The sequence below is a fragment of the Streptomyces sp. NPDC090032 genome (genome assembly GCF_044748025.1).
Classification (GTDB): domain Bacteria; phylum Actinomycetota; class Actinomycetes; order Streptomycetales; family Streptomycetaceae; genus Streptomyces.
The window spans coordinates 122,914-146,275 of sequence record NZ_JBIVFF010000008.1 but is presented as its reverse complement, the minus strand read 5'-3'; the positions used below and the strand labels follow the sequence as shown (position 1 = coordinate 146,275).

Annotated in this window: 18 protein-coding genes; 6 read left to right on the top strand and 12 right to left on the bottom strand. The window is 71.5% G+C overall.

Annotation, left to right across the window (positions count from 1 at the left end; translation table 11 throughout):
• Positions 1 to 30 precede the first annotated feature (30 nt).
• Together ACIPWY_RS21560 and ACIPWY_RS21555 are read left to right on the top strand one after the other, a co-directional pair.
• Positions 31 to 1,032, top strand: a complete 1,002-nt coding sequence (locus ACIPWY_RS21560) for a proline racemase family protein (RefSeq protein ID WP_362906610.1) — start codon at positions 31 to 33, stop codon at positions 1,030 to 1,032.
• A 73-nt stretch (positions 1,033 to 1,105) separates the two neighbouring features.
• Positions 1,106 to 1,789, top strand: a complete 684-nt coding sequence (locus tag ACIPWY_RS21555) for a GntR family transcriptional regulator (RefSeq protein ID WP_362906608.1) — start codon at positions 1,106 to 1,108, stop codon at positions 1,787 to 1,789.
• Between the two features lie 27 nt (positions 1,790 to 1,816).
• On the opposite strand, the gene ACIPWY_RS21550 is transcribed toward ACIPWY_RS21555, so the two are convergent.
• Positions 1,817 to 2,251: a VOC family protein gene (locus ACIPWY_RS21550; protein WP_362906606.1), complete on the bottom strand. Its 435-nt coding sequence runs from the start codon at positions 2,249 to 2,251 to the stop codon at positions 1,817 to 1,819.
• Positions 2,252 to 2,442: 191 nt separating this feature from the next.
• Here ACIPWY_RS21550 and ACIPWY_RS21545 point away from each other — a divergent pair, with 191 nt between their 5' ends.
• On the top strand, positions 2,443 to 3,126 hold the full coding sequence (locus tag ACIPWY_RS21545; protein WP_393702655.1) for a DUF6629 family protein: 684 nt from the start codon (positions 2,443 to 2,445) through the stop codon (positions 3,124 to 3,126).
• On the opposite strand, the gene ACIPWY_RS21540 is transcribed toward ACIPWY_RS21545, so the two are convergent.
• Positions 3,068 to 4,864, bottom strand: a complete 1,797-nt coding sequence (locus tag ACIPWY_RS21540) for an acyl-CoA dehydrogenase (protein WP_393702653.1) — start codon at positions 4,862 to 4,864, stop codon at positions 3,068 to 3,070. The two genes, ACIPWY_RS21545 and ACIPWY_RS21540, sit on opposite strands and share 59 nt — an antisense overlap.
• A 189-nt stretch (positions 4,865 to 5,053) precedes the next feature.
• Between ACIPWY_RS21540 and ACIPWY_RS21535 the strand changes: the two genes are divergently transcribed.
• Positions 5,054 to 5,482, top strand: a complete 429-nt coding sequence (locus tag ACIPWY_RS21535) for a hypothetical protein (protein WP_362906601.1) — start codon at positions 5,054 to 5,056, stop codon at positions 5,480 to 5,482.
• Here the strand turns inward: ACIPWY_RS21535 and ACIPWY_RS21530 are convergent.
• The 9 genes from ACIPWY_RS21530 to ACIPWY_RS21490 form a co-directional block, all read right to left on the bottom strand.
• Complete coding sequence (locus ACIPWY_RS21530) at positions 5,396 to 5,926, bottom strand: HIT family protein (protein ID WP_362906599.1); 531 nt, start codon at positions 5,924 to 5,926, stop codon at positions 5,396 to 5,398. The genes ACIPWY_RS21535 and ACIPWY_RS21530 overlap by 87 nt on opposite strands.
• A complete protein-coding gene (locus ACIPWY_RS21525) occupies positions 5,908 to 8,181 on the bottom strand; it encodes a TIR domain-containing protein (protein ID WP_401534413.1) in 2,274 nt (757 codons plus the stop codon). Before ACIPWY_RS21525 ends, ACIPWY_RS21530 begins: the two co-directional genes overlap by 19 nt.
• Positions 8,178 to 9,263: a TIR domain-containing protein gene (locus ACIPWY_RS21520; protein ID WP_401534411.1), complete on the bottom strand. Its 1,086-nt coding sequence runs from the start codon at positions 9,261 to 9,263 to the stop codon at positions 8,178 to 8,180. The genes ACIPWY_RS21525 and ACIPWY_RS21520 overlap by 4 nt, the downstream gene beginning before the upstream one ends.
• 72 nt (positions 9,264 to 9,335) lie before the next feature.
• Positions 9,336 to 10,835, bottom strand: a complete 1,500-nt coding sequence (locus tag ACIPWY_RS21515) for an ABC transporter substrate-binding protein (protein ID WP_393702646.1) — start codon at positions 10,833 to 10,835, stop codon at positions 9,336 to 9,338.
• Complete coding sequence (locus ACIPWY_RS21510) at positions 10,832 to 12,817, bottom strand: hypothetical protein (RefSeq protein ID WP_393702644.1); 1,986 nt, start codon at positions 12,815 to 12,817, stop codon at positions 10,832 to 10,834. The genes ACIPWY_RS21515 and ACIPWY_RS21510 overlap by 4 nt, the downstream gene beginning before the upstream one ends.
• Before the next feature lie 190 nt (positions 12,818 to 13,007).
• Positions 13,008 to 13,484 carry a thioesterase family protein gene (locus ACIPWY_RS21505; RefSeq protein WP_362906590.1) on the bottom strand — a complete coding sequence of 159 codons (477 nt, stop codon included), beginning with the start codon at positions 13,482 to 13,484 and terminating at the stop codon, positions 13,008 to 13,010.
• Entirely contained in the window at positions 13,481 to 14,449 is a 969-nt protein-coding gene (locus ACIPWY_RS21500) for a 3-hydroxyacyl-CoA dehydrogenase NAD-binding domain-containing protein (RefSeq protein ID WP_393702641.1), read from the bottom strand. Before ACIPWY_RS21500 ends, ACIPWY_RS21505 begins: the two co-directional genes overlap by 4 nt.
• A gap of 2 nt (positions 14,450 to 14,451) precedes the next feature.
• Entirely contained in the window at positions 14,452 to 15,402 is a 951-nt protein-coding gene (locus ACIPWY_RS21495; protein ID WP_393702639.1) for a 3-keto-5-aminohexanoate cleavage protein, read from the bottom strand.
• Positions 15,403 to 15,464: 62 nt separating this feature from the next.
• A complete protein-coding gene (locus tag ACIPWY_RS21490) occupies positions 15,465 to 16,322 on the bottom strand; it encodes a TetR family transcriptional regulator C-terminal domain-containing protein (protein WP_393702637.1) in 858 nt (285 codons plus the stop codon).
• A gap of 253 nt (positions 16,323 to 16,575) precedes the next feature.
• Between ACIPWY_RS21490 and ACIPWY_RS21485 the strand changes: the two genes are divergently transcribed.
• Together ACIPWY_RS21485 and ACIPWY_RS21480 are read left to right on the top strand one after the other, a co-directional pair.
• On the top strand, positions 16,576 to 17,835 hold the full coding sequence (locus ACIPWY_RS21485) for an alpha-L-fucosidase (protein WP_393702635.1): 1,260 nt from the start codon (positions 16,576 to 16,578) through the stop codon (positions 17,833 to 17,835).
• A gap of 70 nt (positions 17,836 to 17,905) precedes the next feature.
• Positions 17,906 to 20,290, top strand: a complete 2,385-nt coding sequence (locus tag ACIPWY_RS21480; protein WP_393702633.1) for a beta-N-acetylglucosaminidase domain-containing protein — start codon at positions 17,906 to 17,908, stop codon at positions 20,288 to 20,290.
• Between the two features lies 1 nt (position 20,291).
• On the opposite strand, the gene ACIPWY_RS21475 is transcribed toward ACIPWY_RS21480, so the two are convergent.
• A complete protein-coding gene (locus tag ACIPWY_RS21475; protein WP_393702631.1) occupies positions 20,292 to 23,273 on the bottom strand; it encodes a hypothetical protein in 2,982 nt (993 codons plus the stop codon).
• Positions 23,274 to 23,362: the final 89 nt, after the last annotated feature.

The following is a 23,362-nucleotide window of genomic DNA, read 5'->3' as shown; positions in this document are numbered from 1 at the left end:
ACCGTCCACTCCCAGGGAGCAGCTTCCGACATGCGCAGCAAACTCGTCCTGCACGCGGTCGACTCGCACACCGAGGGCATGCCGACACGGGTGATCACCGGCGGCATCGGCACCGTACCCGGCGCCACGATGAACGAGCGCCGCCTGTACTTCCGTGAGCACCGCGACGACATCAAACAGCTCCTGATGAACGAGCCGCGCGGACACGCCGCGATGAGCGGAGCGATCCTCCAGCCGCCGACCAGGCCCGACTGCGACTACGGCGTCATCTACATCGAGGTCTCCGGCTATCTCCCGATGTGCGGCCACGGCACGATCGGCGTCGCCACCGTCCTCGTGGAGACCGGCATGGTCGAGGTCGTCGAACCGGTCACCACCATCCGTCTGGACACGCCCGCCGGGCTCGTCGTCGCCGAGGTCGCCGTGGAGAACGGCGCGGCGAAGTCCGTCACCCTGCAGAACGTGCCGTCCTTCTCCGTAGGCCTCGACCGTGAGATCACGCTCGCCGACGGACGCACGGTCACGTACGACCTGGCCTACGGCGGCAACTTCTACGCGATCCTGCCCCTCGACCGGTTCGGCCTGCCCTTCGAGCGTGACCGCAAGGACGACATCCTCGCGGCGGGCCTCGCGCTGATGGACGCGATCAACGCGAAGGACGAGCCCGTACACCCCGAGGACCCGTCCATCCGCGGCTGCCATCACGTCCATCTGTACGCGCCGGGGGCGACCGCCCGGTACTCCCGGCACGCGATGGCGATCCACCCCGGCTGGTTCGACCGCTCGCCCTGCGGTACGGGAACGAGCGCGCGCATGGCTCAGCTGCACGCGCGCGGAGAACTGCCGCTGCACACCGAGTTCGTGAACGAGTCGTTCATCGGCACCCAGTTCACCGGCCGGCTGCTCGGCACCGCCGACGTGGCCGGCACCCCGGCGGTGCTGCCCAGCTTCACCGGCCGCGCGTGGGTGACCGGCACCGCCCAGTACCTGCTCGACCCGGACGATCCCTTTCCGGCGGGATTCGTCCTGTAACACCTGTCCCGCAGCACTCCACCTGCCACGGGATACTTGTGGAACGTGACATGTCACCTAGGAGGACCACCCCATGGCCGACCGGCGCAGCGCCCCGTCCGCCGCTCCCGCCCTGCCCAGCCTCGGCGGGACGCGCAGCAGCTACCGCGAGCGGGTCGCCGACGCGCTGCGCGCCGCACTGATCGCGGGTGAGCTGCGGGCCGGTGAGGTGTACTCGGCGCCCACCCTCGCCGTCCGTTTCGGGGTGTCCGCGACGCCGGTACGGGAGGCCATGCTCGACCTCGCGAAGGAGGGCCTCGTCGACGCGGTGCCGAACAAGGGCTTCCGCGTCACGGCCGTATCCGACAAGCAGCTCGACGAGTACAAGCACATCCGCTCGCTGATCGAGATCCCGACCACGGCGGAACTCGCCACGACCGCCGACCTCGATGCCCTGGAGGCGCTGCGCCCCGTCGCGCGGGAGATCGTCGACGCGGCGGTGGCCGGCGATCTCATCGCGTACGTCGAGGCCGACATCCGGTTCCACCTGGGGCTGCTCGCCCTCTCCGGCAACGAGCACCTGGTCGAGGTGGTCGGCGACCTGCGCAAGCGCTCCCGGCTCTACGGGCTGAACGCGCTGGTGGAGGCGGGTCGCCTGGAGGCGTCGGCCGAGGAGCACCTCGAGATCCTCGACGCCCTCGTCGCCCGTGACGAGGACGCGGTGCGCGCGGTCATGACCCGCCACCTCGGGCATGTACGCGGACTCTGGGCCCGGTAGGCCACCCCGCGGGCGGCGTTCGCGGCCTCAGTCGAGACAGAACTCGTTGCCCTCGATGTCCTGCATCACGAGGCACGACTCGTTGTACTCATCGGCGAGCAGGAGCTGCCCGCGCACCGCGCCGAGCGGGACCAGCCGGGCGCATTCGGCCTCGAGCGCGGCCAGGCGCTCTTCGCCTTCGAGCCCGGTGGCGACCCGCACGTCGAGATGCACCCGGTTCTTGACGACCTTGCCCTCGGGAACCCGCTGGAAGTACATACGCGGGCCGACACCGGTGGGATCCATGCAGACGAACCCCGCGCCCTGACGCTCGGGCGGCTGCGTGCGTTCGAAGTCGCCCCAAGTGGCGAATCCCTCCGGGGGCGGCGGTACGACGTACCCCAGGACCTCGCACCAGAAACGAGCGACGCGCTCAGGTTCGGCGCAGTCGAAGGTGACTTGGAACTTCTTGATCGACGTCATCGGGCCATCGTAGAGGCAGGGTCTTTCGCCGTCTCCGTGGGTCCGTCCCCCAAGTCCCGATGTTCCTCAACTGCCTTGTCCCGCCGGACTCCGTGTCGGCGCGGCCGGTGGCGGCCCATGGCGTCGTAGCGTGGCCGCACCGCGGACGGCGACGGGCGTCGGCGCGCGACCCGGAACCGTGGTGATGTGGCATGTGCTGGAGCGCGACGGCCGACCTCGTGGCCGGCACCGCGATCGCCGCCGTGGGGGTCGGCTGCGTCGCACGGGCGGTCCGCGCCCGGCGGCCCCGCGACCTGCCGCTCGCAGCACTGCCGCTGCTCCTCGGCGCCCATCAGATCGTCGAGTCCGTCCTGTGGCGATCCGGGGGCGGGTCGGGGCCCGCGACCCTGGCCTGGGCCGTGATCGCCCTACCGGTCCTGGCCCTGTGGGTGCCCGCCGGGGTGATCTGCGCGGCGCCCCGCCGCGCCCGCGGGCTGCTGCTGATCCCGCTCGCGGCCGGAGCCGTGACGGCGGCGGGGCTCGCGTACGCGCTGGCGACCCGCACGGTGACGGCCGAGATCCGCGGTCACACCGTGGGGTACGCCCTCGGGCTGCCGCACGCCGGGTTCCTGGTCGCCGGGTACCTCCTGGCCACGGTCGGCTCGCTGCTCCTGTCCGCCGACCGCGGCCTCGTGCTGCTCGGTGTGCTGGTCGCGGCCGGCGCGGCGGTCTGTGTCGCGCTGTGGCGGTGGGAGTTCGTCTCGACGTGGTGCGCGTTCGCGGCCGTCTGCTCCGTCGTCCTTCTGCGGTGGACGGGCCGCCGCGCCGATCAGCCGGTCAGAAGGCGTCCTCCGCGAGGTCGACAGCCGTCCGGTCCAGGGACTCCAGAAGGCTGAACTGCGCCTCGGTCTTGGGCAGTTCATATCGGAAGAAGTAGCGGCACGCGCCGCGCTTGCCCTCGTGGACGGCCTCCGTACCGGGCGCCGCCGCGAGCAGCTGCTCCAGCCACATCCAGGCGACGACGACGTGCCCGACGGCTTCGAGGTAGACGCTGGCGTTGGCCAGGGCGGTCTCCGGGTCGCCGGTCGACCACAGGCGCTGGGTCACGGTGACCGCTCGGTGTACCGCGGTGTTGAGGAGGGCGCCGTACGCGGCGGCCTCTCCGCCGGCTTCGGCCGCGCGGGCGGTCGTCGCCGTGACCCGCTCCACGAGCAGGCCGAGCCCGGCCCCGCCGTCCATGACGACCTTGCGTCCGAGCAGGTCGAGACCGTGGATGCCGTGCGTGCCCTCGTGGATGGGGTTGAGCCGGTTGTCGCGGTAGAACTGCTCGACGTTGTACTCGCGGGTGTAGCCGTAGCCCCCGTGCACCTGGATCGCCAGGCTGTTGGCCTCCAGGCACCACTGCGACGGCCAGCTCTTGGCGATCGGGGTGAGCACGTCGAGGAGCAGCCTGGCGGCGGAGCGGGCCTCGGGCGTGGCGCCGGTGTGCTGCTCGTCGAGCAGCCGGCCGCAGTACAGGGTGAGCGCCAACGCGCCCTCCACGTAAGCCTTCTGGGCCAGCAGCATCCTGCGGACATCGGCGTGCGCGAGGATCGGGACCTGCGGGGCGGCCGGGTCCTTGCCCGCGAGGGGGCGGCCCTGCGGGCGCGTGCGCGCGTAGTCGAGGGCGTGCAGGTAGCCGGTGTAGCCGAGGGCGGTGGCGCCGAGGCCGACGCCGATCCGGGCCTCGTTCATCATGTGGAACATGTAGGCGAGGCCGCGGTTCTCCTCGCCGACGAGGTACCCGACGGCGCCCGGCGCTCCGCCCGGCCGGTGGGCGCCCTCACCGAAGTTGAGGAGCGCGTTCGTCGTGCCCCGATAGCCCATCTTGTGGTTGAGGCCCGCCAGGACCACGTCGTTGCGCTCGCCCGGCGAACCGTCCTCGCGGACCAGGACCTTGGGGACGATGAACAGCGACAGGCCCTTCACACCTGCGGGGCCGTCGGGGGTCCTGGCGAGTACGAGGTGCACGATGTTCTCCGACAGCTCGTGCTCGCCGCCGGAGATCCACATCTTGTTCCCGGAGAGGCGGTACGTCCCGTCCTCCTGCCGCTCGGCCCGCGTACGGACATCGGCGAGCGACGATCCCGCCTGCGGCTCCGAGAGGCACATCGTGCCCAGGAAGCGGCCCTCCACCATGGGGCGCACGTAGGTGTCGATCTGCTCCTTCGAGCCGTGCGCGAGGATGAGGTTGGCGTTGCCCATCGTGAGGAACGAGTACGCGGACGTACCCACGTTCGCGGCCTGGAACCAGGCGAAGCACGCGTCGGCGACCACCGACGGCAGCTGCCCGCCGCCCACCTCGTAGTCCATGGCGCTCGCGATGAGCCCTGACTCGCCGAAGACCCGTAGCGCCTCCTTCACCTCGGGGATGGTGTGCACCCGCTCCCCGTCGAAGGTGGGCTCCTGCGCGTCGTTCTTCTTGTTGTGCGGGGCGAAGTGCCGCGTCGCGATCTGCTCGCTGAGTCCGAGCGCCGCGTCGAAGGTCTCACGGGAGTGGTCCGCGTACCGCTCCCGTGAGGTGAGCGCGCAGACGTCGAGCCACTCGTACAGCAGGAACTCGAGGTCGCGGCGGGACAGCAGCAGGGATGCCATGCGGTTACTCCAGGCGCACTGGTGGTGACGGGCGGTACCGAATCAGGGGGCCGACGGGCCCCGCGCAGCCAGCGTACTAAGCAGTTGCTTATTTCGGCCAGTACGTGACGGGATACCAGTAAGTGACGGGGACGACAGCGCCACGCGCGCCCGGTGGCTGGGTAGGGTTCCGCCCGAAGGGGGAATGCCGTGACAGCGGAACCTGCGAGCCGGACAGTTCTGGACGACGGGCAGATCAGGCACCTCGAACTGATCCAGGCCGTCGTCGCGCGGATGGGCAACAACTCGTTCCTGATCAAGGGCTGGGCGCTGACCCTGATGGGTGCGCTGCTCGCCTTCGCCGCCGGGAACGAGAGCCGGACGGTGGCGGCCACCGGCTTCGTCCCCATCGTGGCGTTCTGGCTCCTCGACGGGTACTTCCTGTACAAGGAGCGGCTGTTCAGACGGCTCTACGACAAGGTGCGGCGGCCGGGCGGCGACATAGAGCCGTTCAGCCTCGACGCGAGCGGCGGTGCGGAGCGGGCCGGCGCGCTACGGGCCGCGGGTTCCCTGACGGTCGCGCTCTTCTACGGCGGCCTCGCCCTGGCCCAGCTCATCGCCCTGGCCGTCCTGTTCTAGGGCCTTGGACAACCGGCTCGCCGCGTCGTCCAGCGCGAGGGGCGACCCGTCGGCGGGGGCGGGCCAGATGGCGCCCATCCGGTCGTTCGCGAATCGCGGGACCACGTGGACGTGGAGGTGCGGCACCGTCTGGGTCGCGGCGGCCCCCGAGGACTGGATGACGTTCAGCCCGTCGGGCCGGAACACCGCGCGTACGGCGTGCGCGACCCGAAGTACCGTACTGCTCACCGCTGTTGCTGTGGCCTCGTCCAGGTCCCAGATGTCCTCCAGGTGGCGCCGCGGCACGACGAGGACGTGACCGGGATGGACCGGGCGCAGCGGCAGGAAGGCGATGACCTCCTGGCCTTCGCCGACCAGGCGGGCGGGTCCCGTACCCGCGGCGATCCGGCAGAACGGGCAGTCGCGCGCCGGTCTTCGGTCCGGGGTCACGAGTGATGAGGCCATGCCGCGACAATACGGTCCACGAGGTGGTGCACCGCGGTCACGGTCTCGTCGGGGGCGTCCGCGCCGCCGGGGTCGACCAGCGTGAGCGCGCGGGCCATGGCGCGGAACAGGTCAGGGGTGGACTGGTCGTAGGCGAAGTTCACCAGCAGGTGCACCCGTCTCCTGAGCGGGTCGACGAACTGCGTGACCGCCGGATGGTGCACCTCGTCCACGTCCCGGAGCACGGCCTCGACCCAGGGTGTGTACCGCGTGGGCTCGCGCAGCGGGCCGGTCGTGAGGGCCTCGATGAGCCGGGTCTTGTCGGAGCCCGCAGGAGGAGTGGGCGCCGTCGTGGGTGAGGGTGCTGTGGGACGTACCGAAGGCTGGGGCTCGGGGGAGACGCGAGGGTCCGGCACGCGGGAGGGCTCAGAGGGCTGCTCGGCCCGTTCGCGAGGCGCCGGATCAGGTGCCGGTTCGGGCTCAGGCTTCGCCTGTGGTTGTGGCTGTGGCTGTGGCTGTGGCTGTGGCTCGGGATCGGGATGGGGTTCCGGATGCGGCTGGGCGTCGCCCGGACCTGGGCCCGAGCCCGTTTTCGAGCCCGGCAGCGACGTGTCCCCCGTGTCCCACTCGCTGAACGCGAGCGGAATGTCCCGTACGGCGTTCGCCTCGAGCGCCGGAAGGTCGCGGTCCGCCGCTTCGATCATGGTGTCGGCGAGCCTGCGGATGAAGGCCGCGGCCTTCTTCTTGTCCTCGCGCAGCAGGTCGATCAGGTTGTCCGGGGCTCTGCTCCCGCCGAACAGCGCGGGCGAGCTGTACTGGATGGACGCGAGATCCTTGGGGAGCGGGCCGCGGGGCTTGACCCAGAACAGCGGCAGGATGGCGACCGGCTCGTCGCCCGGCGAACGCCCGGCACGGCGGGCGCGCTCCATCATCACGGCCCACTCCCGCCGGCACCACTCGCTCTCGAAGTAGTCCGCGGTGATCAGCGCGACCAGCAGTCGTGTCGAGCGGATCGCCTCGACCATCGGTTCCCGCCAGGTCAGGCCGAGTTGGAGACTGCGGCGGTCCAGGAAGCCCGTGCTCGTCACGTTGCGGCCGCGCTTGATGCGCAGCTCCTGTTCGAGCCGTTCGTGGAACTCGGCGACGTGCTCCTGGTCGTCCTCCCGGTTCGCGTAGCTGGTGAAGAAGAACGGGGCATCGGCGGGGCGTGGGGGCAGCACGGCGCGTATCGGCTCCTTGTTCTCGTTCCAGTTCGCCGCCGCCGGGCCGATCAGCGCCCGGACGAGCTGCGCCTCGTGCCGGCCGGCCCTGGCCTCGAAGGCTTTGGCGAGGGCCAGCAGGACATCGGGCGCGTCGCGGCTGAGGGCGATGGACACCAGGCCGACGACGCGCGTGCGGATGGTCTCCGTCTCCGACGGCAGGCTGGACGACACCGTCGCCCGCCGGTCGATGGCCTTGATCCAGGCACGGTAGCTGGGCAGGTCCCGGCAGACCGGTGAGGACAGCAGGGTGTCGATGAGCGTCTCCCGGTCCTGGGCGCTCATCCGCACATGGCCCGACGGCTGCGGCGGTGCGGGCCGCGCGGGCGGGGGCGCGAGCCGTACGGCGTCGGCGAGCGCGACACACGCTGCGGGCGGCGTGCCCCGCCGGATCTGCTCGGCCACGGCGATGATCTGCTGCGGATGTCCCGCGAACGTCCGGGCGAGATCCTCGGCCACGGGCTGTCTGATCTCGGCCAACTGACGGAAGAGACTGGCCACTTCGGACGGGTCGAGATCGCCGACGGGCAGCCGGGCGTCCGCGTCCCACACCGAGCCCCGCGGCCGGGACGTGACCAGGATCCGGGCGTCGCCGGCCGGGAGGAGGTCCTGGACACGGTCGGGATCGGCCACGTTGTCGTACAGGAGCAGCCACTTGTCGTCGGGGCGCTCGGGGATCTGCGCCACGCGCAGGACCTCGCGGTACCGGGTGTGCAGCTCGTCCGTCCCGCGCTCGATCAGCTGCCGCAGCCGGTCGGGATCGCTCTCGTGGGAGCAGTTGAACCACCAGGCGACGCGGTAGCGCATGCGGTAGCGGTGGCAGTAGGTGATGGCCGCCTCCGACTTGCCGTACCCGTGCCGACGGCCGGCCGGGTCGTGCAGGAGGACCGCGCGGTGGTCCTCGAACAGGTCGTGGATGGCGGCGATCTCTTCGTCACGGCCGACGAACGGGGTCGCCTGGACCGGCAGGTTCGATATCGGCGGAGGATCGGTCGCGGAACGTCTCGACCCGGTCAACGCGCTCCCCCCGCGGGGTCGCGGGGTGTCGCACCCACCGGGTCCGTGACTCCTTCGCGGAGCCGTTCGGCCTGGTCGGGACCGGAGCCCTCCAGCGCGAGGACCTTGACCCCGCGTACGAGAACCGGCCGTGGCGCCGCGTCGATCTGTACGGCGACGAGCCAGGACGGGTCGGAAGCGGGCGGGGTGAAGGCGCTCTCCCAGTCGGTGGGGACGGTGTTCCCGGCGTCGAAGTAGCTGCGGGAGAAGACGACCACGACCCGGTCGGCGCCGTCCCGTGCGCGCTCCACGGCCTGCGACAGGGTCTCGCGCCCGACGCGCCAGCGGCGCTGGCGCACGGTGTGGCCCTCCTCGCTGAGCACGTCGTCCATCCAGTCGGCCCACGCCTGGTCGGCGCCGACGTAGCTGATCGCGACCGAGCGGGGCTCACCGGCGGCGCTCTCGTGCCGGGGATCCGGCTGCTCGGGCACCCTGAGGCCGGGGCGGACCGGTCCGGCCGCTCCGTACGTTGAGCCGAACGCGGGGAGCGTGTCGCGGGCTTCGTCGGGATCGAGGGGTTCGAGCCCGGCACGCCCGGCGTCCAGGATGCTCTTGGCGAGCTGCTCGACGAACACGTAGTACCGCTCGTCGGCTCCCGGTTCGGACGACGACACCAGGGCGTGAAGGCCCTGTCCTCTGAGCCAGTCGAAGGCGCCGGGGCCGGGGAACGACTCGGAGCGGCGCACCGCCTGCGGGATCAGCCGGTCGGCCACGGGCTTCCAGCAGACCGGGATGAGACAGCCGGGGACCTGGATGCCCGCGGTGTGCGCGCGACGGCGCATCCGGGCCTGGACGACGGCCCATTCGAGGCCGCAGGCCCGGTCCTGGAAGTATCTCGGGGAGTAGAGCGCGATCATCACGCCGGCCTTGGTGATGGCGCTGCTCGGCGCCGTGTCGGGGTTCATCGCCGCGCCGAGGGCGCCGCTGATGCCGTGACCCTCCTGAGCCCGCAACCGGTACTCCAGATCGGCGTGGAAGCGGGTGAGCGCCGGCCAGCCGTCGCCGCGGGTGCAGCTCGTGTAGAAGAAAGCGGATGGATCCACACGCCCTCGCAAACGTCGGCCCGTTCAACACACTTGAGAATAGGCCGGGTTGAAGGCCATGGATACGGCGGCCTACCTGCGCGTGGCCGGTTTGCCGCCCGGCGCCGACACATCGACCAGCTCCGACTCGCCCTTCGGCGTGAGCCGCAGGACCGGGACCGCCTTATCGCGCGGGTCCCCGTTGTCCTTGAACGACAGGAAGCCGCTCGCACCGGGCACCTTGCGGTCCCCGTCGAGCTGGAGGAACATCCGGCCGACGGAGCGTCCCGTCACCTCGCCCTGCCAGTTGGACGCCATCCGGATGGCCTGCGCCGCGGTGAGCACGGCGTCGTGGCCCATGATGTCCTGGCCGTCGTAACGGGCGTCGCCGGGGAACCACTTGTCGAGGGTGCCGCCCGGCTGGAAGCTGCCGGCCGACGGGCCCGACACCGCGCCCGGATCGTTGTGCCACATGTCCGCGTGGGCGAGGCCCGTGTAGAGCATGGTCACGCCCGTGCGCGCCGCGGCGTCGAGTTCCTTGGGCGTCAGGTTCGTCGTGTCGTCGCCGGTGAGCACGGTGAAGTTCCGCGACTGGCAGGTGCGGTTGGCGAGCGCGTTCAGGAAGTGCGACAGATGGCGTCCGCGCCCCGCGAAATAGACCACTTCGGGCCGCTCGCCGCACAACTGCTCTGCGGTGTAATGGAGTTCGTTGGGCCAGGCGGAGGGTACCGAGGAGTCGTACGTGATGCGGTCCGCGACGAGACGGTGGTCCTTGTCCGGGTACTCCTCGCTGAACGCCTCGCCGAGGGTGGACGCGTACAGGTCGTCCTTGTCGGCGTCCTGGATGACGACGGCGGTGCGGTACTTGTTCTTCTGCCGCTTGAGGTACGCGGCGCCCGCCCGCGCCTCGTCCGCGTTGGTCGGAGCGACCCGCACGAAACCCTCTATGCCCTTGATGTCGGTCGCCGTCATGATGCTGGAGACCGTGGCGATGCCGCTCTTCGACAGCTTGCGCAGCGCCGCGACGTTCGGACCGGTGCTCGGGCCGAGGCCCGCCACGGCGACAAGCCGGTCGGGAGCGCTCCTGCGGGCGATCAGCTCGTCCACGGTGTGCTCCCAATGGCGCGCGCCGCTCCCGGTGTTCGCGACGAGCAGCCGGATCTTCGGGGACGCCGCGAGGTCACCCGTGTTGTGCCGGATCTGCGCGAGATAGGCGCCTTCGAGCTCGTGCCGTACGGAGTCCTCGGAGTTGCTGTCGTCGTCGGTGACGGTGAAGGAGGTGAGATAGGCGACGGTGACGTACGGGTCCGTGCCGCGGTGGTCGTAGACCCGCTCGTTCTCCTCCTCGATCTTCTTCTCGACCTGCTTGAGATGTCCGGCGAACGTGTACGACCCGTCGGTGACACCCACGCACTCCCGGTCCGGCTCCACATGCGTCACGCCGTCGGCGCAGCGGGCGCGGGCGTCCGAGACCTTGTCGGAGATCACGAATCCGGCGACGGAGAGCACCACGGCGAGCGCCACACCGGCCGCGACCAGCTTCACCGTCCGCCAGGACCACTCGCGCCACCGCGGCAGGGTCAGCGGGCTCATGTCCCGCTCCCGAGTATCGGCGGCGTACGGGTGGGTGTCGTGAGCCGGTAGCGCTCCGCCTCGTTGACCAGGGCCACGTTGTAGTTCCTCCACAGTCGGGACAGGTGCACGAAGCCGTCGGCGAGGACCGGGCTGAGCTGCCTGCCGGGATCTGTCAGCGGGTCGCTCCACAGCCAGCGCGCCACCACCAGGTCACGGATCACGGCGGGGACGGTGACCTGGTCGCCCGGGTCGGCCGGCGCGAGGCGGGCCCGCAGCTCCAGCGGGCCGCCGGGGTGGACGAGCCGGTTGGGGGCCGAGGTGATGGTGTGGAAGGCGCTGAGCCATTCCTCCGTCTGTGCCGTGTTGCGCAGGGTGACGAGGTAGTCGGCCACCTCGTCGACCTTCTCCAGCGCGAGGAGGTGGTAGAGCTCCTGAACGCGATGCTCCCCGTTCGCGTAATGCTCCGCGAGGACCTCGTGCGCGGTGTCCCAGGCGCCGGCCCGCCCGGCCAGGTGCCACAGCAGCATCCGCCGGAGCCAGGGATGGAGGGACAGGGTGCCCGGAGCGCTCAGCAGCCAGCGGCTGCGGATGTCGGTGAACAGCTCCGCGCCGCGGCCGAGGAGCTGCGCCCCCACGAACAGGTCGTCGGCGGCGGCACATTGGGCCAGGCGGTCCCGGTCCGCGGCGTCGAAGTCGGCGAGCAGGTCGTCGAGCGCGGCGTCCACGAGGAACGGCTTGCGTCCCCCGGCCGACACGGTCCGGTGCGGCAGATCGCGCAGCCAGAGGTTCTGCTGCGGTCCGGGCACCTGGGGCACGTTCGGCCCGCCGAGCACTTCGAACACCTGCTGGACGGCCTTGGGCAGCCCGCCGGTGAGCCGGTGGACGAACGGCGCGAGCGTGGTGAACGGCGTCAGCTCGGGGTGCGTGTTGAGCTGCTGCTCGACATGGATGCGCACCTCGTCGCGGTCCAGGTCGCGCATGCGCAGCGGATACCACCACGTGTCCTGGCCGTCCCCGGAGGGACGGTGCTCGTGCCAGTCGGCGAGCGAGGCCCGGTCGGGCTCGCGCGGCTGCCAGGGCCACTCCTCGCCGGTCGCAGGGCCCCAGCGGGGCAGCCACCGGTTGCAGCCCGCGACGACGGACAGCGGGTCGCACGGGCGGCGCCCGAGCACCGTGTCGTCGTGCCGCGCCTGGAGCAGCAGATCGAGGAACTCGCGGCCGTGGTCGGTGTGCGTCTCGTCGAGCAGCAGCAGATACGAGCGCGGCCGGAAGGCCCCCTTGACGCTGGTGCGCAGGTCTTCCAGGAAGGCGGAGCAAAGGAGTTGGTCGAGCCGGAGCTTGTCGCGCTCGTCGCCCTGGTGGCGCCAGCGGTTGAGTTCGAGCAGCGACTCCCACGGGTCGGAGCTGTGGGTGAGGCGGTGCTGTCCGAACCAGGCGGCAGCCGAGTGGTCCCAGCGCCCGGCCCACGACCGCGCGGACGTGTCCGTCGCCGCGGCGAGCAGCGCACGGGCGCTGCGGCTCGCCCCGTCAGGAGCGTCGATCGAGGCCTGAGCAACCGTCAGATAGGCGCCCAGATAGTCGCCGTGCTGGTGCTTGGCCTTCTTCTCGAGGTCCGTGAGGGCGCCCCTGATGCCGCGCTGCCCGCCGGTGAGGGCGTGGTGCGGCAGGTCCTGGTCGGAGGCGAGCAGCCCGAGGGCGAGGCGCGGGAACGCCGTGTGGCGGTAGCTCGGCAGATTCCGCGCCAGCTGCCGGGCGAGCAGGCCCAGGGCGTAGCGCGGCAGCAGCTCCTGGCCCGACGTGAACTTGACGTATCCGAAGGGGTATCGGGTTCCGAACTGCTCCATCAGGACGCACAGCAGCTCGCTGGTGCCGCTGCCGCGTGGCCCGAGCAGCATGGTCAGCGGACGCTCCGCGGCGCGGTCGAGCGCGAGCGTCGACTCCACGAGCGAGACGATGCCTCCGCGCCCACGCACGCCGGTGACTGCCGAGTGCTCCGTCACGGCCCCTGCTCCCTCGTATCTCGGTGATCTGCAGGGCATCAGTGCAGCGAGAATGCCACAGGAGGCACTCCGTGACGTCAAGTATTCAGGTTTCCCGCGGAGTTGGCTGATCTTTACACGTAACAGGCCGCCGACGTCACCGCGACGACCCGCGCCCCGGGTCGGGCGCGGGTCACGTCACCGCGCGCGTCTACACCTCCGCGATGGACCGTCCCGCCCACTCCGGGGCGGGTTCGGTCAGCTCGGTGAAGCGCTCGCGGACCTCGTCGGGGAACGGCGCCGCGCGCCCCGCCTTCTGGTCGACGTGCACGGCGAGCAGCTCGGTCGTGGCGACCGGCTGGGCGTCCACGGCCGGCTCCGCGCCCGGGGCCGTGACGACGTACAACTCGTGGGTGAAGCGGGCCTTCTTGGCCGCCGCGCCCAGGACCCGGGTGCGGACGGCGAGCGCCGCCCCCTCCGGGACGTCGCGCAGATAGCGCAGGTGCGACTCGACCGTGTACAGGGAACAGCCGGTGGACTCGCGGTACCCCGAGTGCAGGCCCGTCTCGATCATCAGCGCGTCGGTGGCGTGCCCGAAGACGAGGACGTAGAACGCCTCGCTCATATGGCCGTTGTAGTCGATCCACTCGGCGCGCACGGTGCTGTGCAGCAGCGGCAGCGGCGTCACTGGCCGGCCTCCTTCCGGGCGCCGGGCAGGCGGCCCGTCGCCCGCAGTACGTCGATGACGCCCTGGTCGCGTTCGGCCACGAGGTCGGCGATGGTCCGCCCGGCCGCCGCGTCGTCGCAGCCGGCCACCACGGAGTCGTACAGCGCCTTGTCGAGCTCGGGGGCTTCGAGGCGGGTCCAGGGCGACTTCAGCGAGGGGCCGAAGTGGTCCAGCATGTGTGCCATGCCGCCCTCGCCGCCCGCGAGCGCGAACGTCAGCATCGGGCCCATGAACGCCCAGCGCAGGCCGGGACCCTCGGTGATGGAGTCGTCGATCTCCTTCACGGTGGCCTCGCCGTTGGCGACCATGTGCAGGGCCTCGCGCCACAGCGCTTCCTGAAGGCGGTTGGCTATGAAGCCGGGCACCTCGCGGTCCATGGTGATGACGGACTTGCCCGCCACCTCGTAGAAGCGGGAGGCCCACGCCACGGCCTGGGCCGTGGTCCGCTCGCCGCCGACCACCTCGACCAGCGGGATGAGGTACGGCGGGTTGAACGGGTGCCCCACGACGAGGCGGCCCGCGCCCTCGGCGTCCGTCTGCATGTCCGTCATCGGATAGCCGGACGTGGACGACGCGATGACGACTCCGGGCGGCGTCGCGGCATCCAGGCGGGCCAGCAGATCGCGCTTGAGGTCCAGCTTCTCCGGGGCGCTCTCCTGGACGAACTCGGCGTCCGCCACGGCCTCTTCGAGGGTGGCGGTCACCGTGAGACGGTCCCTGGACGCCCCGTCGGCGAGACCCAGCTGCGTGAGCGCGGGCCACGCGGCGTCGACCAGGCGGCGCAGCCGCAGTTCCGCGTCGGGCGCCGGGTCCCAGGCCGTGACGTCGTAGCCGCGCGCCAGGAAGTGGGCGACCCAGCCGCCGCCGATCACCCCGGCGCCGACACAGGCGACACGGGTCACGTTCTCGGGTTCGGGTGACGTCATGATCAGGCGGTTCCTTCCTGGGCGGCCGCGACCGGGACGGCGGCGGCTTCGGCGGCGGCTTCGGCGCGGGGCTTGAGGCCGAGCTTGTGCCGGGCCTCGTCCGGGGTGGCGACGCGGGCGCCCATCGCCTCGACGATCGTCACGGCGCGTTCCACGAGCTGCGCGTTGGTGGCCTTGACACCCTTGCCGAGATAGAGGTTGTCCTCCAGGCCGACGCGGACGTGCCCGCCGAGCACGACGGACTGCGCGACCCACGGCATCTGCATCCGGCCGAGCGCGAAGCTCGCCCACTGCGCGCCTTCCGGCAGCATGTTGACCATCGACTGGAGTACACCCGGGTCGGCGGGCGCGCCCCACGGGATGCCCATGCACAGCTGGAAGACGGTCGGGTCGTCGAGCAGGCCCTCGGCGAGCAGCTGCTTGGCGAACCACAGGTGACCCGTGTCGAAGATCTCCAACTCGGGCCGTACGCCCAGCTCCTGGATGCGCCTGGCGCCCGCGCGCAGCATGTCCGGGGTGGAGACGTAGAGGTTGCTGCCGTCGCCGAAGTTGAGGGAGCCGCAGTCCAGGGTGCAGATGTCGGGGAGCAGGTCCTCGACGTGCGGCAGCCTTTCGAGGCCGCCGACGAGGTCGGTGCCCGGCAGCTGCTTGAGCGGCTCGTCCGGGTCGATGACCAGGTCACCGCCCATCCCGGCGGTGAGGTTGATGACGACGTCGGTGCCGGTCTCCCTGATCCGCTCGACGACCTCGCGGTACAGCCGCGGGTCGCGCGAGGGCGCTCCGGTCTCGGGGTCGCGTACGTGGATGTGGACCTCGGCGGCGCCCGCGTCCGCCGCCTCCACCGCGGAACGGGCTATCTGCTCGGGGGTGACCGGTACGTGGGGGCTCTTGCGGACGGTGTCGCCGGCGCCGGTGAGGGCGCAGGTGATGATGACATCCTGGTTCATGGGCATGCGGACATCGCTCCTTGGACCCGAAGGCCGTTGGGGGCAGGGGGATGTGATGGTGAGTCAGTTCATTGGGGGGCGGGTGCGGTCAGGGTGCTGTCGACGTACGCCAGCAGAGCCGTGTGCATCGCTTCGGCGTCCGTGCCGGGGGCGCCGGGCGCCGTCGCGAGCACCTGGGTGGCCAGACCGTCGATCAGGGCGGTGAGCGCGAGCGCCGCCGCCGCAGGGTCGACGGATCGATACGAACCCTGCGCGACACCGCGCCGCACCACGTCGGCGACGGTCTCGCGCCACTGCCGGTAATACTCGGCGTGCAGGTCGCCGACCGCCGTGGAGCGGGCCGCCTCGGCCCACAGGTCCAGCCACACCGCCCACTGCCTGCGCTGCTGCGCGGTGCGAGGCGTCTGGAGCGCGATGAGCTGGCGCAGCTCGTCGGCCGGGTCCGCCGCGTCGGCAATGCGCGCCGCCCGGTGGGCGGTGTCCTCGTCCATGCACCACCGCACGGCCGCCTCCAGGAGTTCGGCGCGGCCGGGGAAGTGGTAGTGGATGGCGGCCGTGCTGGTCGCGCAGGCCTCGGCGATGTCGGAGACCCGTACGGCATGGAAGCCGCGCTCGGCGATGAGGCGGACCGTCTCGCGCACGATCTGCGAGGGGCGGCCGCCCTCGACCGGGACGGCGGTACCCGCCGGGCGGGCCGGGGGCCGGTGCCGCGCACCGAGCAGCCGGCCCGCGTCCATCTGCCCCTCGTCCGCGATCCGGGCCAGCTCCGCCGCCGTGAAGCGGCGCGTGCCGCTCAGGGACCGGGACAGCTTGGAGGGGTCCATGACGATCCGCCGGGCGAACTCGCGCTGGCTCACCCCGGCGGCGGTGATCACCTCCCGCACCCGGGCGGCGACCTCGTCTCGGTTCTCGTCTCCGTGCTCCACGGTCGACGACCCTAGCCACGTGTTGAGCAGATCTCAACACTCGGGGGCGCATCGATACAGATCAACGGGTGTGTTGAGATGCTGACTGGTGCATCAGTCAGCACGTCGATGCGAGATCGGCGATGTCGGCGGGGCTCCCCTTGCACAGTTCCAGGAGACTTTTACGGGCCCTCTTGCCGAGGCAGCTTTAGCGCTTTAGTGTCCACCACACTCAAGCGCTTTAGTGAAGCCATGACGAGGAGAACTACCGGTGATGCAGCCCTGGTTCACGGACGGCAAGCTCGGCGTCTTCCTGCACTGGGGGATCTACAGCGTCGACGGCGTCGCCGAGTCCTGGTCCTTCTTCGACGGGCAGGTCCCGTACGACACGTACATGGCGCAGCTCGACGGGTTCGAAGCGCAGAAGTGGGACCCCGACGCCTGGGCCGACCTGTTCGTCGAGGCGGGCGCCGCGTACGCGGTCCTCACCGCCAAGCACCACGACGGCGTCGCCCTGTGGGACACGCAGGCGGGCGAGCTGTCCGTCGTCAAGCGCACCCCGGCCGCCCGCGACCTCGTCACCCCCTACGTGGACGCGCTGCGCCGCCGCGGTCTCAAGGTCGGCCTCTACTACTCGCACCTCGACTGGTCCCACCCGGACTACGCCACGATCCGGCCGGACGGGCAGGACCCCGACGACCGGGGCAACCCGTACTCGATGCCCGCCGTCGGTGACGAGTCACCCGAGCGCTGGGGCGCCTTCCTCGCCTTCCACCGCGCCCAGATCCGCGAGCTCCTCGGGCTGTTCCAGCCCGACCTGCTCTGGTTCGACGGCGAGTGGGAGCGCAGCCCTGAACAGTGGCGCATGGCCGAACTCGCCGCGCTCATCAAGGAGTTGAGCCCGCACACCGTCGTCAACGGACGTCTCACCGGACACGGCGACTACGCGACACCCGAACAGGGCGTGCCCGTCGAACCGCCGAAGGGCCCCTGGGAGCTGTGCCTCACCGTCAACGACTCGTGGGGCTACCAGCCGCAGGACGACCGCCACAAGTCGCCCCGCCGGCTCGTCCGCGTCCTCGCCGAGACCGTCGGCGGCGGAGGCAACCTCCTGCTCGCCGTGGGCCCGAAGGCCGACGGCACGATCCCACCCGAGCAGGCCGAACGCCTCGAAGCGCTCGGCGGGTGGATCGCCGGGCACCGCACCGCCGTCCGCGACACCGTACGCGGCCTGCCCCACGGCCACTTCTACGGCCCGTCCACCCTCTCCGCCGACCGGCGCACCCTGTACCTGTTCCTCTTCGACCGGCCCAACGAGTACGTCGTGCTGCGCGGCGTCCGCAACGCGGTCCGCTCGGCGCGGGTCCTCGGGACCGGCACGGACATCCGCCACGAGCGCGTCGGCGGCCTCGGCGAGGTGCCCGGCTGGGAGTACCTGTACGTCACCGACGACCAGCTCGACCCCCTGTGCACGGTCATCGTCCTCGAACTCGACGGCGAACTCGACCTGTACCGCGAACACACCCGCGACTGACACCACCCCCCGCGCCCCCCTGACACCCCCCCACACACCCCCTGACCCGATATCTCGGAGGCAGTGCCCCATGACAGCCCGAAGAGCCCTGCACGCCTGTTCCGTCGCCACCCTGCTCGTCGCCGCCTCCGCAGCGGCGGTCCCGCCCGTCTCGGCACACCCGACGGACCGCCCCCTGCCCGTCGTCTCGCCGACCCCGCAGCACATGACCCGCGCCGGAGCCGACGTCGCCCTGCCGTCGCGCGCCGAACTCGTCGTCGGCGACACCACCGACAAGCCCGCCCGCGACCTCCTCACCGCCACTCTGCGCGCCCACGGAGTCCGCCACCTCGACGTCCGCACCAAGGCGTCAGGGCACGCACCCCTGACCGTGCTCCTCGGCCCGGCCACCCGCCCCGACGTGGCCAAGGCCCTGCGCGGCACCGACGTCCCCACCCAGGACGAGGGCTACGCCGTGCGCGTCTCGGGACGGACCGTGGCGCTCGGCGGCACGGACGCGACCGGCCAGTTCTACGCGGCCCAGACGTTCAGTCAGCTCGTCACCAAGGGAAAGATCGCCGGAGCGTCCGTCTCCGACTTCCCGTCCATGCGCCTGCGCGGCTCCATCGAGGGCTTCTACGGACCGCCCTGGACCGAGGCGGAGCGCCTGGACCAGATGGACTTCCTCGGCGAGGTCAAGTCCAACACCTATGTGTACGCTCCCAAGGACGACCCGTACCACCGCGACAAGTGGCGCGAGCCGTACCCGGCGGACAAGCTCGCCCAGCTCGGCACGCTCGTCGACCGGGCCCGCGCCAACCACGTCCGCTTCACCTTCGCCGTCTCGCCGGGCGGCTCGGTCTGCTACTCGGACCCGGCCGACGTGAAGGCCCTCACCGCGAAGCTCCAGGCGCTCTACGACCTGGGCGTGCGCTCGTTCTCCGTGCCGCTCGACGACATCAGCTACACCAAGTGGAACTGCGACGCCGACCAGCAGAAGTTCGGCGCCCCCGGGCGCGGCCCCGCCGCGAAGGCGCAGGTCGGTCTGCTCAACACCGTCCAGCAGGACTTCATCGCCACCCACGACGGCGCCAACCCGCTCCAGATGGTGCCCACCGAGTACGGCGACCTCACCGACACCGCGTACAAGCAGGAGATCCGCGGGAACCTCGACAAGAACGTCGAGGTGATGTGGACCGGCACGGACGTCGTCCCGCCGGAGATCACCAACGACCAGGCACAGAAGGCGTCCGAGCTGTTCGGGCGCAAGGTGTTCGTCTGGGACAACTACCCGGTCAACGACTTCGGCCGGACCTCGGGACGACTCCTGCTCGCCCCCTACGACAAGCGCGAGCCCGGCCTGTCCGAGCACCTCAGCGGCTTGGTCTCCAACCCGATGAACCAGGAGGCGGCCAGCAAGCTCGCCGTCTTCACCATGTCCGACTTCTCCTGGAACGACCGCGGCTACGACCGCACGCGCTCCGCCCGCCGGTCCGCGCTGCACCTGGCCGGCGGGGACCCGCGCGTCGCCGACGCCGTACAGACCTTCGTCGACCTCAACCACATGGCCCCGACGTTCGGCGCCAAGCCCTGGCAGCCGCAGTCGCCGATCCTCAGCGCACAGCTCGACACGTTCTGGAAGGCGTACAAGAACGACCCGAAGGCCGCGATCCGTTCCTTCACGCCGACCGCGACGAACATCGGGCGCATTCCGGCCGCCCTCCGCGCCGGCGTGCCCGACCAGCAGTTCCTGCACGACGCCGGGCCCTGGCTGGACTCCACCGCACTGTGGGGCAAGGCCCTCGGGCACGGTCTCGCCGCGCTGAAGGCGATCGACGCCCATGACGCGGAGAAGGCGGCCGGTGAGCGCGCCGCGATGGACAAGGCGGCCGACGCCGCCACACACATCACCATCGACCCGGCCGAGCACCACCAGCCCGGCCCCGTGAAGATCGCCGACCCGTTCCTCGACGACTTCGTCAGCCAGGTCCAGGACCTGCACGACGCCTCGAAGGGCCTCGAGCCGCTGCGGCAACTCGCCCTGGACAAGGACGTGAAGCAGAGCTCCGACTACGCTTCGGACGGCGGATTCCCGTACGGCGCGGACAAGGCGGCCGACGGCGACCGCTTCAACTTCTCGACGACCAGCGGCAAGGACGCGCAGCCCTGGTGGCAGGTCGACCTCGGCTCCGTCGCCGACTTGGAGCGCGTCGACGTCTACAACCGCAGCGACTGCTGCGCCGACCGCACCAAGGACTACTACGTACTGGTCTCCGACGAGCCCTTCACCGGCTCCCTGTCCGAGCAGCTGACCAAGCCCGGCGTGTGGTCCCACCACGAGACCGCGCAGGCCGGCGGCCCGACGGCGATCCCGGTCGCGGCGCACGGCCGCTACGTGCGGGTGTGGCTGGCGAGCGAGAAGCCCGTCGAGCTGAACATGGCGGAGGTCGAGGTGTACGGCAGGGCGCGGAGCTGATCTACCGCGCGAACGAGTAGATCTCGCTCCGCAGGTCCGCCGGCAGCCGCGCGTCGTCCCGCCCCGCGGCGGTGACGAGCAGCGCCGTGACGCGATGGACGTGGCTGCCCGGCAGGGCCCCCATGCCGCGCAGCACCCGGCGGTACGTCAACTCCAGCTCGGCGTCGGTCAGTTCCGCACCGCCGCTGAGCAGGAGGTGCAGCAGGTCGTGCGCGAGCGAGGTGGCCGGCTCCCCTTCCGTGGCCACGAACGTGGTCACGGAAGGGCCCAGCCACGCGAACACCGGGTCCATGACGTGCCGCACGAGAGAGTCGTTCGTCCCGCCGGACACCTCCATCTTGTGCCAGATCTCGTCCCAGTAGGGCCGGGACCAGCCGGGCCCGCCGTGACCCCGTGGGTAGCGGTAGAGCCAGTTCGCGTCGACCGGGTCCGGCGGTGCGGGCGCGCCGTACCGCGGCGCGACGTCGAGCGTGCGACGGCCGTCGCCGTCCCAGGACCGGTGCAGGGTCATCGACAGGGCGAAGTCCGTCCACTGCTCCTCGTTGAACGCCGAACGCCACAACAGGGCGTGCCGGTGCCAGGCACTGACCGGGTTCGCCGAGCCGGGGAACAGTTCGGCGGCGGTGGTGCCGCCCGTCAGCAGCAGGATGACCAGGACGAGATTGGCGCCGTAGATGCCGTGCCGCGAAGCGACCCTCAGCGTCGCGGGCCGGTAGGCGGGGTGCTGGTCACCGGTGCGGGTCTCGTGCTGGTCGAGTACGCGGATCAGGACACGGCTGAGCCTGTCCCGCTCGGCCGCATCCATTCGTGCCGCCATCGCGCCGGCGAACCGGAGCATCTGGCGCCCGGACAGGGGCGCGTACGAGAGCAGGGCGTACGCCAGGTCGTCGTCCACGCGCTGGTCGCCGAGGGCGAGGGCGGGCCGGTTCTGCACGAGCGCACTCAGTACGTGCAGCGCGAGCCGCACCGCCAGATACTCGCCGAACGTGGCATGCAGGAATTCGTACGTCGCGAGGACCCGGCCGTCGCGCACCGACTGGGCGCGCTGCACGAAGTAGAACCGGCCGAGCGCGACCTCGGCCGCGCCGAGCGGCGTGCGGAACCCGGAGGCCCCGGGGGACGAACGGCCCAGGAGCGCGGCCAGATCCTCTTCGAGCTCGGCCGCCGAGACCCACTGACGGCGCCGATTGAGCAGGGCGAACGCGACCAGGGACAGGCGCTGCATCTCCAGCTCGGCGCGCTCCCGCAGGAGGTCGTCGGGCACGGCGTCCCCGCTCGTCTTGCCGACCTCACGGCGCGCGAAGGAGAACAGGAGCTCCTCGTACAGATCGGCCTCGTCCAGCGGTTCTCCGCCGTCGCGCTGCAGGGCGTTGCCCGCCACGTCGTACAGGGCCAGCATCGTCAGGAGCAGCGGCTGCGCCGCGAGCGCCGCGTGCCGCGACACCACCTGCCACGACAGCGGACGCACGCCCCTCGCCGCGAACCCGGCCGCGTTGGCGTCGTTCCACACCGCGAGCCACTGCTGGATCTGCGCGGCACGGAACGGCTCGAGGCGCAGTGCCACCATGCCGTCCGGGTAGCGCGCGCGGTCGGCGACGGACGTGCGGCTGGTCACCAGGGCCAGCAGGGGACGGCCCTGTTCCGACTCGCGCTCCTGGAAGCGGGCCACCCGGACCAGGAAGTCGTTGTGGTGCACCCCGGTCGTCTGCAGCAGCTCGTCGAACCCGTCGAGCAGAAGCACCGGGACCGCGCCCCCGGCCGAGCGGACCAGATCGGGCCACGTGACGCGCTCGCCGGTCGCGGCCCGCACCGCCTGCTCGATCTGCTCCTGGAGATCGTCCTCGGCGCGTACGTCGCGCAGCGGCACCCGCACCGGCAGGAATCCGGCCGCGGGGAGCCGCGCCGCGAGCACCCGCGTCAGGACGGACTTGCCCGCGCCGGGCTGCCCGAGCACCAGGAGGGGAGTGCGCTCCTGCCCCGCCGAGGTCAGCGCCCCGGCGAGATACCGGGTCAGGTCCTCGCGCACCGGGGCCCGCTCCCACCACGACTCGTCCGCCGGCCCGTGCTGCCCGGCCACCGGCCGCACCCGGAAGTCCGGGTCCAGATACATCTCCTCCAGGGCCGGTACGCGGATGCCGTCGGGCGCCGACGCCGCGTCCAGGACCGGACGGGAGAGCGCTGCCTCGTGGGAGCGGGCCAGGGCGGCCGCGACATCCACGGGCGGCCGCGCGTGCGACGCCGTACCGGCCAGCAGCGCCTCGATCCCCGCGAGGGCCCGCCGGACACCGGCCCGCGTCGCCCGGTGTTCGGTCTGCGTCGCCCAGAACCCGAACTCGGGTGCCTGTTGGGCGAGTTGGGCGTACAGGCTGTCGTAGTGGACGCATGCCGCACCGGGCAGCGCACCCGTCAGGGCCCGCTCCGCCGCATCCCGCCCCGCCGGTGTGAGCGTGTCCCACACCGCGAGGCCCGCCACGAACCGCACGAAGCGCCCGGACAGGGCCATGTACCAGTCGCGGAGCTCCCGCGCCACGTCCTCCGGCGCGAGGTGCGGCGCAGGGAACGGCGCGTCCACCGCGGCGAGGGCCCGCGCGAAACCGGCGTCCGCCTCCCCGGCCCCGACCAGCGACAGTTGCTCGCCACGGGTCATGCGCACCGCGTCGAGGGAGAACGGAAGGTCCTGCTCCGCGAGCGCCTCGAACCAGCCGAGGACCACGACGACCGTGTGTGCGGCCCGCAGCACCTCGCCCCGCTCGACCCGCCCGTCCGCCGCCCCGAGCCGCGCCCCGACCCCGCGCACCGCGTCACGTCCGAGCCCCAGGATCCGGCCCCGCGCGTCCGCGATACGGAGGATTCCGTCGCTCACGCCGCCCGTCGCCACGGCCAGCACCCCGCCGAGCGCCCGGTCGAGCGCGGCGAGGCGCGGCGGATCAGCGCCGAGCAGTACCAACGCGTCCGACAGCGACAGCAGCCTGCGCGAACCCACCCGAACCCCCCATGGATCATGTGTGGACGGCCTCAACTCTGCCAGGACACGAGGTCGGGGTCCATCGAGCACGGTGCGTAAGCTGTGCG